16 protein-coding genes are annotated in these 17,238 nt (G+C 42.2%); 9 read left to right on the top strand and 7 right to left on the bottom strand.

The genetic code is table 11. The features are described 5' to 3' along the window. Window positions 1–138: 138 nt before the first annotated feature. Window positions 139–546, bottom strand: a complete 408-nt coding sequence (locus JIG41_RS03270; protein WP_036974409.1) for an N-acetyltransferase — start codon at window positions 544–546, stop codon at window positions 139–141. Between the two features lie 45 nt (window positions 547–591). Next, window positions 592–897 carry a DUF6482 family protein gene (locus JIG41_RS03265; protein ID WP_036974408.1) on the bottom strand — a complete coding sequence of 102 codons (306 nt, stop codon included), beginning with the start codon at window positions 895–897 and terminating at the stop codon, window positions 592–594. An 80-nt stretch (window positions 898–977) separates the two neighbouring features. Here JIG41_RS03265 and JIG41_RS03260 point away from each other — a divergent pair, with 80 nt between their 5' ends. The 3 genes from JIG41_RS03260 to JIG41_RS03250 all read left to right on the top strand — a co-directional run bounded on the left by JIG41_RS03260 (window position 978) and on the right by JIG41_RS03250 (window position 3,323). Then, a complete protein-coding gene (locus JIG41_RS03260) occupies window positions 978–1,664 on the top strand; it encodes a pseudouridine synthase (RefSeq protein WP_065978902.1) in 687 nt (228 codons plus the stop codon). 69 nt (window positions 1,665–1,733) lie between these two features. Next, window positions 1,734–2,108 carry a BlaI/MecI/CopY family transcriptional regulator gene (locus JIG41_RS03255; protein WP_036974407.1) on the top strand — a complete coding sequence of 125 codons (375 nt, stop codon included), beginning with the start codon at window positions 1,734–1,736 and terminating at the stop codon, window positions 2,106–2,108. Between the two features lie 9 nt (window positions 2,109–2,117). Then, on the top strand, window positions 2,118–3,323 hold the full coding sequence (locus tag JIG41_RS03250; protein ID WP_065978880.1) for a M56 family metallopeptidase: 1,206 nt from the start codon (window positions 2,118–2,120) through the stop codon (window positions 3,321–3,323). Window positions 3,324–3,383: 60 nt separating this feature from the next. On the opposite strand, the gene JIG41_RS03245 is transcribed toward JIG41_RS03250, so the two are convergent. After that, complete coding sequence (locus JIG41_RS03245) at window positions 3,384–3,767, bottom strand: MAPEG family protein (protein WP_065978879.1); 384 nt, start codon at window positions 3,765–3,767, stop codon at window positions 3,384–3,386. A 174-nt stretch (window positions 3,768–3,941) separates the two neighbouring features. Here JIG41_RS03245 and JIG41_RS03240 point away from each other — a divergent pair, with 174 nt between their 5' ends. After that, on the top strand, window positions 3,942–4,817 hold the full coding sequence (locus JIG41_RS03240; RefSeq protein WP_199524249.1) for a DMT family transporter: 876 nt from the start codon (window positions 3,942–3,944) through the stop codon (window positions 4,815–4,817). 22 nt (window positions 4,818–4,839) lie between these two features. Here the strand turns inward: JIG41_RS03240 and JIG41_RS03235 are convergent, their stop codons facing one another. Together JIG41_RS03235 and JIG41_RS03230 are read right to left on the bottom strand one after the other, a co-directional pair. Further along, window positions 4,840–5,157, bottom strand: a complete 318-nt coding sequence (locus tag JIG41_RS03235) for a multidrug efflux SMR transporter (protein WP_036974404.1) — start codon at window positions 5,155–5,157, stop codon at window positions 4,840–4,842. After that, a complete protein-coding gene (locus JIG41_RS03230) occupies window positions 5,157–6,689 on the bottom strand; it encodes a carbon-nitrogen hydrolase family protein (RefSeq protein ID WP_036974402.1) in 1,533 nt (510 codons plus the stop codon). The genes JIG41_RS03235 and JIG41_RS03230 overlap by 1 nt, the downstream gene beginning before the upstream one ends. 260 nt (window positions 6,690–6,949) lie before the next feature. Between JIG41_RS03230 and JIG41_RS03225 the strand changes: the two genes are divergently transcribed. Next, window positions 6,950–8,050 (top strand): diguanylate cyclase, encoded by a 1,101-nt coding sequence (locus tag JIG41_RS03225; protein ID WP_206770693.1) that lies wholly within the window; start codon window positions 6,950–6,952, stop codon window positions 8,048–8,050. Here the strand turns inward: JIG41_RS03225 and JIG41_RS03220 are convergent. Next, complete coding sequence (locus JIG41_RS03220; RefSeq protein WP_199524248.1) at window positions 8,043–10,325, bottom strand: penicillin acylase family protein; 2,283 nt, start codon at window positions 10,323–10,325, stop codon at window positions 8,043–8,045. The two genes, JIG41_RS03225 and JIG41_RS03220, sit on opposite strands and share 8 nt — an antisense overlap. A 175-nt stretch (window positions 10,326–10,500) precedes the next feature. On the opposite strand from JIG41_RS03220, the gene JIG41_RS03215 reads away from it, so the two are divergent. The 3 genes from JIG41_RS03215 to nadE all read left to right on the top strand — a co-directional run bounded on the left by JIG41_RS03215 (window position 10,501) and on the right by nadE (window position 15,412). Continuing rightward, window positions 10,501–13,875: a response regulator gene (locus JIG41_RS03215; protein ID WP_036974399.1), complete on the top strand. Its 3,375-nt coding sequence runs from the start codon at window positions 10,501–10,503 to the stop codon at window positions 13,873–13,875. 4 nt (window positions 13,876–13,879) lie between these two features. Next, window positions 13,880–14,506, top strand: coding sequence for a YceH family protein (locus tag JIG41_RS03210; RefSeq protein ID WP_036974397.1), 627 nt, complete (start codon window positions 13,880–13,882; stop codon window positions 14,504–14,506). A gap of 69 nt (window positions 14,507–14,575) precedes the next feature. Further along, entirely contained in the window at window positions 14,576–15,412 is an 837-nt protein-coding gene (nadE, locus tag JIG41_RS03205) for an ammonia-dependent NAD(+) synthetase (RefSeq protein ID WP_036974395.1), read from the top strand. Here nadE and JIG41_RS03200 read toward each other — a convergent pair. Beyond that, window positions 15,409–16,203, bottom strand: a complete 795-nt coding sequence (locus tag JIG41_RS03200) for a sulfite exporter TauE/SafE family protein (RefSeq protein ID WP_249406603.1) — start codon at window positions 16,201–16,203, stop codon at window positions 15,409–15,411. The genes nadE and JIG41_RS03200 overlap by 4 nt on opposite strands. Before the next feature lie 315 nt (window positions 16,204–16,518). Here JIG41_RS03200 and folM point away from each other — a divergent pair, with 315 nt between their 5' ends. After that, complete coding sequence (gene folM, locus JIG41_RS03195) at window positions 16,519–17,238, top strand: dihydromonapterin reductase (protein WP_036974391.1); 720 nt, start codon at window positions 16,519–16,521, stop codon at window positions 17,236–17,238.

Below are 17,238 nucleotides of genomic sequence, written 5' to 3'. Positions count from 1 at the left end.
TATTTTGAGGCAATAAAACCGCGTTGATAACAAGGCAAAAATTTAGTTATTTAGTTGTTCTAAATCAGAAATTTTTAACGCAGGTAGCGACTGGTTTGATCACTCAAAATGATTAAGTATTTTTGCGGATTGGTATAACTACAGCTTTTTTTCCATAAAATAACGGCAGCCGTTGAGTGGGTAATTTGCCATTTGGTACACCACTTGGTAGCCGTTTTTTTCGTAGAAAGGTTTAGCTTGGAAATCAAGCGTATCGAGTTGAGCGACCGTTGCCCCAAGCGCAATAGCTTTGGTTTCTAACTCATGGAGCAAACGCGTTGCAAGCCCTTTACCTCGTGTAAAGTCGTCGCACCACAGCCAACTTATCAGCAGCCAGTTACCAAATACATAACCATGAATACCTGCAACGGTATCACAATTTTTATTTACGTATTTAAAACCTAACGGCACGCGTTCAGCATTAAAGTGCTGCTTATTAAATGCAACAACATGCGCCCTTAGCTCATCGTTTAGCTCTACCGAGTCATCACTTTTTAATTGATACATAGCATACCTATAAATGTTATGACTCAGTATAAGCGTTTAACGTATTCAGTATAAATGATTTTTTCCGTATGGGACTTCTAGCATGTTGCTCGCAAGTTTTTCTGGTTGGCCACACATTTCATCGTACGCACTGGTATGACGTAACACCATCTCACCATAGCTCAAATGATCAAGTCGCTTTTGAATATGCAGCGGGCTCAAATCACGGATAAACTCGCCTTTCTCGTCAGTCACATAGTACTCCACATTATTGATAACCACAGACACTTGATAAAGCGCCATTTCCAATGAGTGCACAATAACTTTTTGCAGTGGTTGGTGCGCTGCAAGTTCAGATAACTTAATCGCCATGTGAAATCCTCTTTGTGTATAGAGTTATCTATACGTGAATTTGGTATACTGTGATCAAATTAATTGTGCAAAAATCATCCATGGTAGAAAAAGTACGGCTTGCTAAATATATTGCTCATGCTGGCATATGCTCTCGTAAACAAGCCTCACGCTTAATTGACCAAGGCGTTGTAAGGGTTAATGGCCAAGCGGCAAATCATATTGACCATGTAAACGACGAAGATGAAGTGATTGTTGAAGGACAGACGATCACAGGAAAAGCACCAATGGTTTATTTTGCATACCATAAACCCGTAGGCATTGATTGCAAACTCAATCGTAGCGATGCACAGAGCCTTATCCATTTTCTACCGAGCGAAACCCGCGTTTACCCAATTGGCCGCTTAGATAAAGACTCCCGCGGACTGTTAATACTGACCAATGATGGTGAGTTTTGTAACCAATTAATCCACCCTGACTTTCATCAGCCAAAACGCTACCTAGTCACGGTCGATAAACCGTTAAATCACACTTTCTGCCAAACAATGGCACATGGCGTGCCTGTCGATAAACACATCACTCTTCCGTGTGAAGTAACGCAAGTAAATGAGCAGCAGTTTATGATTACCTTAAGGCAAGGGCTTAACCGTCAAATTCGCAAAATGGCGCACTATTGTGGCTACAAGGTTATTGATCTTTATAGAATTGAAATTGCCAATTTATCTATCGAACAGCTCGGCCTTGCAGAAGGGCAAACAATCCGTATCGAAAAAACAGACATCATCTAACAAAAAAAGTTTGCATTATTTGACTACACATGTAATCTTCAATTAAAGATTACATGTGTAGGCAATAAAATGATTGAACTTTCAAAAGCAGAATTCGAAGTATTAGATGCCGTGTGGCTCGATTATCCTGCGACAGCCAGCCAAGTTATTGAGCGTTTGAGTGACGATAAAGAGTGGCACGAAAAAACCATAAAAACTTTACTCAGCCGCTTAGTTAAAAAAGGCGCACTCAGCTTTGAAAAACAAGGGCGACTGTATAACTACACGCCTTGCATTGCGCGTGAAGAGTACACACTAAAAGAAAGCCAAAGCTTTGTTGAACGTTTCTTTAATGGCCGTATAGCCCCGCTGGTTAGCGGCTTTGCAAAGTCTGAACAACTTTCTCAAAACGACATTGATGAGCTTAAAAAAGTCATTAATGATTGGGAAAAGCAGCAAAAGTAAGGTGATGTCATGTTCGAAACGTTTTTTAATTGGCTATTAGAGCAGCAACTCTTTATCTCTAGCGCTATTTTATTTCTTATCCTTCTTGAGCGAAAGCTCCTCAGCCACGTATCTGCTCGCCTTGTTTATGCGTTATGGGCATTACTCCCTGCGTGTTTAATGTTGGCAAATTTGCCTGATCATTTAAAACCAATACACAATCAGTTCATTAGTCAGTTTACCATTACCCCATCTAATCCAGTGACGCCACAGCTATCACTGAGCTGGTTCGCTATTTATAGCCTAATAACAATTACACTTATGCTCTGTGCCGTGTACTTTCATTATCAGTTTCTCACTCGCTTAAAATTAAAGCCAATAGCGACCCCTAATGACAACTATAAAGGATTACGTTTTTATCAAAGTGAAAAAGTCAGCTCACCCTTAGTCATTGGGCTGATAAAAACCAAATTAGTCCTGCCATCTAATTACAACATTAATTACGACCAGCATGCTTTAGCCCTTATTTTGGAGCATGAGTGTGTCCACATTCATCGTAAAGATAATTTAATTAACGCGTTGGCGCTCATGGGCACCTTGTTAATTTGGTTTAACCCACTCGCCTGGTTGGGCTATGCCAGCCTGCGTCGATTGCAAGAGCTTTCATGCGATGAACACGTACTAAAAGATAAATCAACGGAACAGCGAATTCTATACAGCAAGGCATTAGTGCATTGTGCAAGCTTTAGCACCGTGGGACTCATGGCTTACTCACAATACGGAGATAAAAACACCATGTTACAAAGACTCAATCAAATTAAACAACTCGATAATAGCTCGTTTATTGCAAAAACAGCGCTTGTTATTTTTGCGGCCGGTATGCTTAGTAGCTTTGCAATTGCAAAACAGCCTGTGAATGCAGAGAAAGAAAAAGACTACCAAGCTGTCATGCGTGTAGAGCCTATCTATCCAGTGCAGGCAGTAGAGCAAGGAATAAGCGGCTCAGTTGTATTGAAATACGATATTTCACCCAGCGGGGCCACCAGCAATATCAGTGTTGTGAGTGCTGAGCCTGAGGATGTATTTAACCGAGAGGCTAAGCGCGCACTAAAAAAATGGCAATACGCGCCAACTGAATCAGGCTATAAAAATGTCCTCGTGCAGCTCGACTTTGCTTTGGATGAAAACGTTAAAGCGAAGGATTTAATTGAGAAAATTAAAGTGAGCTCTAAGTAATTAACGAGCACCAAAGACCCTAAAGCAAGCGCCTTTTTTAAGCCGCTTGCTTTGTGGTTTTTATAAACAGACTGCAATCATCGCCACGGCACAAACATAACCAACGAGCCAAACCAATGAACGCAGAATATCTTGGTTTATATAGTAAAAAATGCAGTACATAACACGTGAAACAACATGCATAACAGCCAATGTTTCGGTAACGTGATACACATTGTTAGTACTCATAACGACCGCTAAAGCAACACCAAAAACAATCAAAGATTCAAAACTGTTTTGGTGTGCAGCCAACGCGCGAGCGCCAAATCCTGTTAGTTTGCTCTGCTGCTCTCTTGGGTGTTTATTGTCGTATCCTGCAAGCTTATTTTGTGCAAATGCGACGGGCGCTTTCGCTAAATAAGGCAATAATACAGCAATGAGTGCACACAGTATTAATGTTGTCATAACGCTTCCCTATTCTGTTGTATACACCTACCCTAACGTAAACAGAAAAAAGCCGCTACCTTTAACGACACCGTCTAACAGAGCTGATTTTTTCTCAAGTTGATCGATAAACTAATGCGCTTATAACACGGCTTTGTTACTCTAACAGCCTCTCCCCATTAATTTATTTTCAATATGACTTGGATTTTCTTAACCATTTTTGCCGCCTTTATGCAGTCGTGGCGAAATGCATTACAAAGTAAACTCAGCGCACATGTCAGTGTAGCAGGGGTCACTTTGGCACGTTTTATTGTTGCAAGTCCTATTGCAGCGCTGTATTTATTGAGCCTTTATCGTTATCAAGCAACCGCACTCCCCGACTTCAACCCTGCTTTTATTGGTTATATTGTTGGTGCAAGTGTTGTACAAATTGTCGCAACCGGCTTAATGGTTAAACTGTTTAAAATGAACAACTTTGCTGTTGGAGCAGGGCTTGCTAAAAGTGAAGCTTTAATGGCCGCCATTTTAGGGGTGCTATTCTTTGGTTCTGCGCTGTCTTTATTAGGTTGGTTTGGTGTATTTATTGGTGCCATTGCCGTCTTACTGCTCAGTGGGATTGCCAATGTCAAACACTTCAACTTAGGTACCGCGTTATTGGGATTGGCTTGTGGTACTTCATTTGCGCTTTCATCATCTTGGATCCGCGAAGCAAGTCTTCACTCAGGACTGAGTTTTCCGCATTCTGCAGCATGGGTTTTAGTACTTATTATTAGTCTGCAAACTGTTATGTTGTGTTTTTATATCGCGCTAAAAGAACGCGACACCTTTGCAAAAATGTGGCAACACAAAGGCACGACAACTGCCGTCAGTGTGTGTAGCTGTTTGGGGTCTATAGGGTGGTTTAGTGCCATGAGTTTACAGCATGTTGCGTATGTGAAAACGCTAGGGCAAATTGAGGTGTTCTTTACCATAATGGTATCAATACTGTGGCTTAAACAGCCGCTAAAACGCCAAGACACGGCAGGGCTCGTGTTAATTGCGCTCGCGGCTATACTCGTTATGCTTCCTTAAAAGAGCGGCAATAGCCGCTTTTTTAATGACTGATTTTAAGCGTGATCACACCACTTATAATCAGTAATACACCCGCGATGCGACCAAATGTGGCTGCATCGCCGTAAAACAAAATACCTACTAAAAAAGTACCTGCAGCACCAATGCCTGTCCATACTGCATAAGATGTCCCCATGGGTATTTGTTTTTGTGCAAGCCATAACATGAACCCGCTGGCGACCATAAACGCCACGGCAATCGAAATACCTAACCAGCGGCTTTCTTGATCTTGCGACATTTTAAGCCCAACAGGCCAGCCTATTTCTAATAACCCCGCCACAATTAAGTATAGCCACGCCATTAGTCGTCTCTCTTTTTCAGTATCACATCGTACAAGTCTTCACGACGGTCTTTTAAGTTACGCACGGTTCCTTCACTGTGAAGAATCTTCAACTTATCCATGTCTAAATCACTGAATAACAGCATTTCGGTATTTGGGGTTGCTTCGTTTAATGTCGCATCGTGTGGAAATGAAAAATCTGACGGCGTTAATACTGCCGATTGTGAATACTGTACATCAAGGCTTTCAACTTCAGGTAAATTACCAACAGAGCCAGCAATAACCACGTAGCACTCATTTTCAATAGCACGCGCTTGTGCACAATGGCGCACACGTAAATAACTGTTTTTAGTGTCTGTCCAAAAAGGCACAAATAAAATATCTAGGCCTTGTTTTGCTAAAATACGCGACAACTCTGGAAATTCAACGTCATAACAAATTTGGATCCCCACACGCCCCGCGTCGGTTTCGAATACCGCAATTTTATCGCCGCCTTGAATAACCCAGTCGTTTTGTTCATGAGGCGTAATATGTATTTTACGCTGCTCATCAATTTTACCGCTTCGATGACACAAGTAGCTGACATTATAAATCTTATCGCCCTCTGCCAGTGGCATTGAACCGGTAATAATATTGGCATTGTATTCAACAGCCATACGTGACATCGCATCGCGAAAAGTTTCGGTGTACTCAGCTAAGTAACGGATCGCTTCTGTTTGATTGCTTTGCTCAGTTAAGCCCATTATTGGCGCATTAAAGAACTCTGGAAATAAAATAAAGTCGCTTTTATAGTCAGACACTGTATCCACAAAATATTCAACTTGTTTTAGCAGTTCTTCTACCGAGTCAACACAGCGCATTTGCCATTGTACAGCCCCTACACGCACTATAGATTTAGTTGATTCAAGCACAGTATCAGTGGGTTCAAACATAATGTTATTCCACTCTAACAACGTAGCGTAGCCCACTGACTCTTGGTCTTCAGGTAGGTATTTTTTTAGCAGTCGCTTTACCTGAAAATCATTCGAAAGCTGGAAACTGAGAATCGGATCATATAATTCTTTGTGATCAACTTTCTCAATGTATTCCATTGGCGACATATCACTGCTGTGATTGTAATAACGTGGAATACGCCCGCCCGCTAAAATAGCGCGTAAGTTATACTGACGACAAAGCTCTTTACGTGCGTCATATAAACGACGACCGAGTCGCATACCTCGGTGGGTCGATGAAATAACCACATCTAATCCGTATAACGCATCGCCTTCTGGATCACTAAAGACACGGTCATGACCATCAACAATATCTTCATAAGTATGGGGGTTAGAAAAACGCGCATAATCAACTTGCACACTCAGTGCTATGCCTACTAAAACGCCATCATCCACAATCCCGATTTGACCTTCAGGAAATTGATCAATCAGTCTGAAAATCGTATGGCTTGGCCACGCGCCCCCCAGCCCAGGATAGGCTTGATCCATTAAAGTTTTTATTTGTGGATACTGCTCTTTCGTTAAATTACAGATCGCTAAATGCGTTTTTTCTGCCGGCATACATACTCCTTTTAGGCACGAGAGGACAAACCAAGCGGCAATGTGCATACTATTCTCTCAACTAATTGATTCTAGTCTGCATCTTTTGCTTGTTATGCTAAACCCTAAGCTTAGCAAATATCAGGTGAACACGTGTTTAATCCTGCGCCCAAATTGTGAACTTTTTTACTGTTATCTATGTGAATAACCTAGAATAGCTGATCACTGCTGAAATTATCATCTATACTTACATTCTCCCTGTCTGTATCTATGAGGTTGGTTTGATAAAACATCTACTTAAACAACCTACGCAGTCTGGATTAGAAGAAATTGAACATGTAAAGTTTCTCATCATTTCTAGAATTGCTTATTTTGCGTTAGCAGTTCATGCCTTATTAATACCAGCCTTTGCCCACATTGGAGCTAATACGCTTGCCATAGTAAACGTATTAAGTGTTTTTGCTTGGGGCGGTGGCATCTTTCTTATAAACCAAGGATTAACCTCATTAGCGTTGAGAGTATTTTGCCTCGAAGTGCTCATTCATGCAGTGGTGGTATGTGCAACACTGGGACTCAGCGCAGGGTTTCAATTTTATTTATGGACAATTTCTTGTATTTTAATGATCGACTATCAATTGCCGTTAAAACGCGCTGCTATTTATAGCTTTTTAATGATCATCACCTTTGCTTTGTTATACGTCTTTTTTGCCGAAGTAACCTATACCTTTTCCTACCCTGAACTCATTCCTCATATCAATGTGATCAACATCATTATCGCTGGATTACCCATGGTATATGGCATTGGCTTGATTAGAGAAATAACGATATCACAGCGAATAGAGCTGACAGAAATGGCCTCTCGTGACCCACTTACAAAATTGTATAACCGTCGTTTTGCAAAAAAACTCATCCTAGCAGCCCATAAAAAAAGCATTGAGAACGCTGATAACCTCTGCTTAGTTATGGCTGATATTGATCACTTTAAAAATATAAATGACAGCTACGGCCATGATAAAGGCGACACCATATTATTGAATATTTCTGCCGCTATTCGTGCTTTTTTAACTGAAAATGATATTGCGGTGCGCTGGGGAGGAGAAGAGTTTTTGTTACTACTAGGGCACACCAATCAACAACAAGCCTTTGCCAAAGTCGAAGCATTACGCCAGCAAATTGCAGCCATTAAACCGCATCAAGACTTTCCTGAATTAACCGTCACGATGAGTTTTGGCCTTATTGAATGGCAACCGTTAGCGTCGCTTGAGTGCATGCTGCAACAAGCAGATGCCGCATTGTATAAAAGCAAGCACTCAGGACGAAATAAAACCACCATCGCGACCGGACAAAGTAGCGTATTTAATAACATTGACGCCGTTAGTTAATCGCGTTAATCGTAATACTGTGTACGATATTTTGCGGCAACAGTGGCGTCAACTCGCTAGACACATAATCATTAAACCCTGCACGGTAAAACTCCGATAAAGGATGACCTGACTGACCTCCAGGAATCGCCATAATCGCATTTTCTAGATAACCTGGCTGTACGATAAAGCGCTGTGATGCGCCAAAACTTCGACCTTGTACTGCGGGCATAAAAGTATCGCCAAACCCCGGAGCCGTTGGCATATTCAACAGCTTTTTAAGCACTGGGATCTGCTTAGCGAATGGGTGTTCAATCACCAATTGATTCACTTTTCCCCACTCCCAACTATGTAAATTATTGCCATACTGCTTCGTTAATTTAGCGACGGTGTGATCGAATGCGGCCAACATTTGCTGCTGCCAATCGCTGTACTTTGGATTTAACCAGTGTGCCGGTTTTTCCTCAATCAGTTGCCAAAGCGCAGGCTCTAAATCACGCTTTACATATTTCAAGCTACCGCCGTCTAACTTAAGTGTGTTTTCAAGAGGACTAAATAGGCTATTAATAACTTCGTCTCGATAACGCTTCACTAAGGTATAGCCTATTGAGTCGCTACAAGCACAGGCTTGCCAGTTGTTAAGCGCTGTTAAGTAAACAGCATACTTATCACCGGCAGCAGTTAATTGATTAACAAGTAAATTATGCCAATCTTTTAAAAAGCGCGCTTCGTTATCGTGTTGTAAGTCATAAAAGTCTTGTTCGTTAAACTGTTGTTTTTCAAATAAGCGATCGCGAATTTGCGCTGAACGAGCCCCCATCGCATACGCTCCATTACCAAAACGCGCATGGTCTGCTGCAGAAACAACACGTGAATTACCCGTCCAAAGGCGACCACTCTCAGGGTTTTTAACAAAGGGGCGATCGGTTTCATTATCATGCCATTTGGGTGAGTAATCTTGCTCCGATACCGCAAGCTGATGAGGCACTTTACGTGCTGGAATAGCCCCCATATTTTTCCATGCCGCACTGCCCTTATCATCAACCACCATGAGGTTTTGCACCGGAATACCAACATACTCTGCAAGCGCTAAAGCGTCATCGACATTGCGCGCTTGCTCAAGCTTTAAAAGCGCCATGTTTACAGCATAATCATGATGGGCAACCCAGCTTAAGGCGTATGGCTTACCGTTAATCTCTGTCACAGGGCCATATTCACTCATCGTTAATGCATAATGCTCAGTGCTGCCATCATTTAAGAGTATGGGTTCGTCGATTTGCCATATTTTTTCTTTTCCATCCAGTGCAACCCAATCAGCAGTGTCGAGGTACCCATTGGTAAACCCCCAAGCGATTTTATTATTAGTGCCCACAACAATAGCGGGCGCTCCCGGTAATGACACCCCTGTAATTTGCTGCATTTCTCCCTTTAATGGGTAATTCAATTGCGCGCGATACCAAATGATTGGCACAGCAAACGACAAATGCATATCATCCGATAACATGGCCGACCCTGTGGCGGTTAAATCGCCTGTTACTGCCCAGTTATTACTGCCTACTTCTTGGTTTTCATCAATGTGAGTCATCGCCCACAGCGGCTCATTTAATGCGGGAATCTTGCCTGAATATGGGACTAATTTACTATTATCTAGCGCGGCTTGATAGGGACTCGGTTGAGTTATAAATTCAACCATTGCATTACCGTACCGTTGTTCAATTTCAATCAGTGTTTTATCACGCTCAAAGGTTGCCGTTTGCAAATCTAAGTACATACTAAAAATAATCAGTAAACTGTCTTCACTTTGCCAAGGCTTGGCCTCTGCGCCCGTTAAAATATACTCAAAACTGTCGAAACCAACTTGTGCATGCCCTTCATTGACTCCCGCTGTATAGGCTTTTAATAAAGCCTGATCTTTATCCGGTAATTGTGCGAGCATAATTTGGCTGCGTTGTCGCAATTGATGAAAACGCATTTTTTTATCAAGGCCTAGAGCTGCTTTTCCAAATAGCTCACTCAGTTCCCCTGCTGCGTTTCGACGCAATAAATCCATTTGAAAAAAGCGATCTTGCCCATGCGCAAAGCCAAGTGCATAAGCGGCATCTAAACGGTTTTGAGCATGAATTACGGCTTGCCCCAGCTTATCGCGCTCAATTTTTACTGAGTGGGTAATTGCCGAGCTGGTTCCCCGACCATCTAAAGCAGGTAAACTTAAATTCAACACACCATAAGTGATCCCCGTAGCGAGTAGCCCCACTATAAGTAAGCTTATTAGTAACCATTTGATTATCTTAAACATGCCCAAATTCCTTGCGCGAAAGTAACAAATACATGGGTATAGTAACCCGTGCTTTGTGAAAAAATAGTGTTACGATACAAATAATTAAATTTAACGTGGACAGCTCAATTGTCCATTGTTAATTACGACAGAAATTGTCTATAGTAGGAAGATAGTATAATACGCAATAAGACTTATGCCGCTAGCGACTGAAAACGACAATAAAAAGCTAAGAAAACTCAGGCTCGCTTTCTGGTTTTCGCTCGCGCTAATTGTATTGATTGGTTTTGTATTAGATCACATTAATTACAACCGCGGAAAAGACGCCTTTCGCTCTCAAGAACTGGCTAAATTAAGCGCCTACCGTGCTGAACTTGAATCAATCCTCATTTCAAATATCCAGCTTGTTCGTGGCCTTGCTGTCGCGGTTGCTGCCGAGCCCAACCTTGATCAAACACGCTTTGCACAAATTGCAGCCCCTCTATTTGAGACCTCTTCAGAGCTTAGAAATATTGGTGGCGCGCCCGATATGGTTATTCGTATGGCCTACCCATTAGAAGGTAACGAAAAGTCGATTGGCCTTAACTTTTTAGAGAATGCAGCACAGCGCGATGATGCCATTAAAGCACGTGACGAGAATACCATTGTCATGGCGGGCCCATTAGAATTGGTGCAAGGTGGCCACGCATTAGTCGCCCGAATGCCTGTTTTTATGCCACCTGACCATAAATTTTGGGGCTTACTCTCGGTGGTGCTTGATATTAATAAGATCTATACCAACTCTGGCTTGGTCTCATTAGGTAATCATTACGACGTAGCACTACAAGGGCGAAACGGCAAAGGCCAACACGGTGAATTCTTTTATGGTCAAAAGCATATTTTAGAAAACACGCCACTCAGTTTCAGTATTACATTTCCGGGTGGTGAATGGCGCATGTATGTGGCGCCAAAAGCAGGTTGGAGCCCTCCTAGTTCAACAATATGGCCACTTAGGATAGCCATAATTTTGGTTTGTGCGTTATTTGCTAGCGCATCGCTATTTTTCTTAAAAATGCTAGAACGACAATACAAAAGCGAACGAATGCTTGAAACCATGAGCAGTCTTGCCAAAATCGGCGCGTGGTCTTTTAATCTTGAAACCAAAAGCATGTATTGGTCAGATATGACCAAGCAAATATTTAACTATCCGATAAATAAACAACCTGAATGGCCTACCAATTTTAACGGCTTTAAAGCGGGCTTTAGCCGCGACAAAATTCGCCACCTTTACGAGCAGGCGCTTAAACATGGCAAGAGCTTTGAAACACAAATTCAAATTATTAATGCAAAAGGTGATGCGGTTTGGGTTTTAGTCCACTGTGAGGCTGAGCATAAGAATGGTCGATGCATCAAGCTATTTGGCTCAATTCAAGATATAGATGCGCGCAAACTAATCGAACTTGAAAACCAGAAAATAGCACTACACAACGAAATTTTAGCATCTTTAACCGTGAATGATGCAGTCCTGACTGGCAACTTAAACTTGTCTAAGCATGTAATTGTGCAAGCAATTTGCCATGCGCTCAATGTCGACCGTGCAAGCATTTGGTTGTTTAGCGACGATAGGCAGTCACTCAACACTTTTGCTATTCATGATCAGAGCAACCCACAATTTAGTGACCCCATCAGTTTGCAGCAGATTGAGGTGCAAAACTATTTTGATGCCATTAACAATAATGCCGTCATTAACGCCAGCGATGCTCAACAACACCCCTTTACTAAAGACTTATACACGGATTACCTTGATAAGTTTGATATTCGCTCTCTGCTTACGGTGATTATTCCCACTGGCAGTAAAACCATGGGGGTGGTATGTGCTGAAAAATGCCATAGTCGCCAGCAATGGAGTAAAAACGAAGAAAGCTTTTTAATTGCCGTGGCTGCTCTGATTGGTAGCCTACATGCCAGCCAACGTCGTATAGAAACTGAGCAACAACTGGTGAAAGCGAAAGAAGCCGCAGAGCAGGCTGTTAAAGCTAAAAGTGAGTTTTTAGCCAGTATGAGTCATGAGATACGCACGCCTATGAATGGCGTAATTGGGATGCTTAATATCATCAAGCAAACCAAGTTAGATAGCCAACAAAATCATCATATTCAATTAGCACAATCATCTGCTGAGTCGTTATTGCATATTATCAACGATATTTTAGATTTCTCGAAAATTGAAGCAGGCAAATTAGATATTGAAAATATTAGCTTTAATGTATCAAAACTACTGGGTGATACCGTTGAGTCATTTGCGATTAAAGCAGAGCAAAATAACACCAAGCTTGTGCTTGATGCCACCCAAATTAACCATGAATTTATTGTTAGCGATCCTAATCGTATTCGACAAATTATTAATAACCTACTCGGAAATGCGATTAAATTTACAAAAGATGGCGAAATAATCGTCCTTGCAACGGTCAAACCGATTGACGATGCGATGTATTTAGATTGCTCTGTCGTTGATTCTGGGGTCGGTATTAAACCTGAAAAACAAGCCACATTATTTGATTCATTTACCCAAGCCGATGCTTCAACCACGCGCCGATACGGTGGCACGGGCTTGGGTCTTGCTATTGTAAAGCAGCTGTGTAAGTTGATGCAGGGTGATGTCAATGTGGTTAGTTCTTATGGCGAAGGCAGCACCTTTAACTTTTCCATTAAGGTAAAATTAGATTATAAAAAACAGTCCCTCGAGCCTAGCCATATCATTGATAAAAAACAGATATTAATTGCCGACAGCTGTACTCTAAGCAGTAATATTGCCAAAAAGCAGCTGCAATTATGGGGCGCAGAAGTCGAAGAAATAAACGACATGGCCAGTTTATTAAATCGTGCCAAACAACAAAATGGTCAACGTTGCGACGCCATTTTTGTTGATTATCAACTGTATATGCAAGCAAGTGCAGCCGAAAAACAGGCCTTTAAAACACATTTTAATGCAACCCGCTGTAAACGCATTTTAATGGCCCCGATGAGTCTGACAGAAAAACAAACAAGACAAACACTGAAAGTTGAGAGTATTATCTTTAAGCCATTAACGCCCTCTGATTTGTTTAACTCTCTTGCTAACGATAAATATATCGAGCAGCAACAAATCAATAAAGAAACCTTAGTAAAAAAAGTAGCAACGTACACTGTAAATTCGGCATCGCAAATACTGTTAGTTGAAGATAATAAAGTAAATCAGATGGTTGCAGGCGCGCTGCTAAAACAAGCCGGTATTAGCTTTGACATTGCCGAAAATGGCCTTGAAGCAATTGCAAAAATCGCAAACCGAGAACATATGCCCTACGAATTAATTTTAATGGATTGTCAAATGCCTGAAATGGACGGTTACCAAGCGACACGGGCAATTCGTAACGGCGATGCAGGCACAGCACATCGCGAAGTTAGTATTGTTGCGCTTACAGCTAATGCGATGCAAGGCGATAAAGAGCGCTGTTTAAACGCCGGTATGAATGATTATTTAACCAAGCCGCTAAACTTTGATTCACTTAATAAAAAACTATCCGTGTGGTTAGACACCCACCAAGAAAGAGAGTAAAACAATGCAATTATCTCCTAATCAACAACGCGTTATTGGCTGTTTACTCGAAAAACAAAGTACAACACCCGAGCATTATCCACTGTCTTTAAATTCATTAACCAATGCCTGTAATCAAAAATCAAATCGGGAGCCTGTGCTCTCTCTTACTGAAGCCGATGTGCAAGACACGCTTGATGAGTTAATTGCATTACGCCTTGTCACTGTTGATGAGGGGCTGTCGAGTCGCGTGAATAAGTACGCGCACCGTTTTTGTAATACTGAATTCGGCAGCTTGCAATTTACCGAGCAGCAACGCGCCATTATTTGCTTGTTATTACTGCGCGGCGCACAGACGCCGGGCGAATTAAGAACGCGCAGTAATCGCCTTGCTGAGTTTGCAAGCGTCAATGAGGTCGAAAGCGCTTTAAACTCTCTAATTGAGCAAGAGTATGTTACTCGCTTAGCGCGTGAGCCCGGTAAACGCGAAAGCCGTTATCAACATCTATTTGTTGATCCACAAAGTGTACATGAAATAACGCATTCAGCAGAGCCTGAACACGATCGTGTCGATGAAGTTGAGCAATTACGGGCTGAGATCGAAGAACTTAAGCGACATATAGACACTATAAAAGCACATTTAGGGCTTTAATAAAAAGCAGACCCGTAACATAATACCCCTAGATTCAACGCCAAAAATAACATAAATAGGAGCTCTACCATGCGTGCCGATATTCTGGCAGAAATGAAAGTCCAACCCACGATTGACGTAAAAGCGGAGATCACTCGACGCGTCAACTTTCTTAAAAGCCGACTGCTTGCTGCGCACTCGCGCTCGCTAGTATTAGGTATTAGTGGCGGTGTGGACTCTTCAACCTGTGGCCGTTTATGTCAATTAGCCGTGAATGAATTAAACCAAGAGCATAACACCAACGAGTATCAATTTATTGCTGTGCGCTTACCGTACGGTATTCAAGCCGATGAAGACGAAGCACAAATGGCCGTTGACTTTATTCAACCCAGCAAGCGCATGACCGTTAATATTAAAGCCGCTGTGGATGGCATGCATGAGCAAGCTATGGCGGCTGTCATCGGCGCTGGGGGTGAATTGCCTGAACAAGCAAAAATCGATTTCATTAAAGGTAACGTTAAAGCTCGCCAACGTATGGTCGCGCAATACGAAATTGCTGGTTTTTGCCAAGGCCTCGTTGTAGGCACAGATCACAGTGCTGAAAATATCACAGGGTTTTACACTAAATTTGGTGATGGTGCATGCGACCTTGCGCCATTGTTTGGTCTGTCGAAACGTCAAGTTAGAGCGCTTGCCGAGCACTTAGGTGCCCCAGCACTGCTCGTGCACAAAGCACCAACAGCCGACCTAGAATGTGACCGCCCAGGTTTAACCGACGAAGAGGCACTCGGCTTAACGTATGAGCAAATTGATGACTTTTTAGAAGGGAAAGATGTGAGCAGTGAAGTAGAGCAAAAACTAACGGCGATTTACCTGCGTACACAGCACAAACGCCAAGCTATCCCCACTGTTTACGACGCGCTTTAAACTGCATTAAACAGCTCATAAACCGTAAATGACACTTCAAGGGCAATTAACAGCAATAAAAAGCCTATTAATTGCCCACTTTTGACCCGCGCACACACATACGCCCCCAATGGCGCACCAAGCACAACCACAGGGATCGCGGCTAATAAATACGCTTCAATCTGCGCAGTAACTACGTTAAGAAAGAAATAGTTTACACAACTGGCCACCACCGAAGTCAACGCCATTATAATCACCGTGGTTGCTGTCGCACGTTGAATATTCGCATTGTATGCAATGACGAGCAGTGCAAATATGGCAATATCAGCCCCTGAACCAACTAACCCCGATGCAATGCCACCAATAACAGCCACCAGCGCCACTCGCGCTTTATTCACGGTAATATCAGTTTGACTACAAATATGCTGGGCTCGTCGGTAAATACGCCACGCTAATGTGAGCGCAAAACACAACAGTAGTGAACTAAATACCCCTTTCACGACTAAGCGAGGCACGTAATCTGCAATAAACAGTAAGCTAAAAATAGCGCCCACAATTGCCAAAGGCGCAGCAATCAACACCACGTGCTTGTAATAGGCAATACGACCAAAAATAATTGTTAAAGCCGCGGCTGTCATACCAAAACTTTGAATCGCTAGAGAGAAAACTTTAGCTGTTGCAGGCTCTATTGCTAATACTTTGGTCATCACAGGAAACGCCACCGCCCCGCCCCCTAATGCCGTACCTCCGGCAACAAAGGATCCGAGAGCCATCGTGGCGGCAATACTCAATTGCGCCATAAAGTGACCCATTAGCCCGGTGGCTCCTTGAGAAAATAATAAGGAACAGTACACACTGATAATGAACAGCCATGGCATAAACCGTAACCAATGCCATGACCTTAAAAAAGCAAACATAAGCAGCTAGAAGAATCTCGAGTGCGATTATTATGCCTGACTCTTGAAGTTCAGCAAATGATCTATATAGAGATTAGATACGTAAAAGTTTTGCTTACATGATTGCAGTAAAGATGAAATAGTTCTGTAATTTGGTTTATAGTTGTTACAGTAACGTACTCTTAATGCATACCTTATCGCATTAAAAAGTCTAAGGATTTATATTAATTTATGTCATCGCCCATTTTAATTACTGGTGCAGGTCAACGTATAGGACTTGCTTTAGCAGAGCACTTTTTAGCACAAGGGCAAGCAATCATTGTCACTTATCGCACACGTCATGAAGCGATTGATACACTTGCTGGAAAAGGGGCAACCTGCATTCATGCAGATTTTAATAACGACGAAGCAATTGCGCACTTTATTGAACAATTAAAAAGTCACACAAACCAGCTTAAAGCAATTATTCACAACGCTTCAAGCTGGGACTGCGAAGCAAATAATCACGATTATGCAGCCCTGTTCGACAACATGATGCGCATTCACGCGAAAGCCCCCTATTTAATAAATCTCGCTTCGGCAGACTTATTACTTAATTATCAAAAAAATACAGGACACCCTGCCGATATTATTCATCTTACTGATTACGTAGTTGAAAAAGGCAGCCCTAAACACCTTGCTTATTCTGCGAGTAAAGCCGCGCTTGATAACTTAACAAAATCATTTGCTGCAAAATTTGCCCCAGCAATCAAGGTCAATGCTATCGCCCCTTCACTCATCATTTTTAATGAACACGATAGCGACGAATACAAAGCCAAAACATTGAAAAAATCGTTGATGGGTATTGAGCCCGGCTGCGCCGAAATTATTAACAGTGTAGAGCTACTACTTAACAGTCATTACATCACAGGCCGTTCGATGCCCGTTGATGGTGGCAGACATTTAAAATAA

Source organism: Pseudoalteromonas sp. bablab_jr011 (assembly GCF_016464045.1).
GTDB lineage: Bacteria > Pseudomonadota > Gammaproteobacteria > Enterobacterales > Alteromonadaceae > Pseudoalteromonas > Pseudoalteromonas lipolytica.
This window is presented reverse-complemented; position numbering and strand designations above follow the sequence as displayed.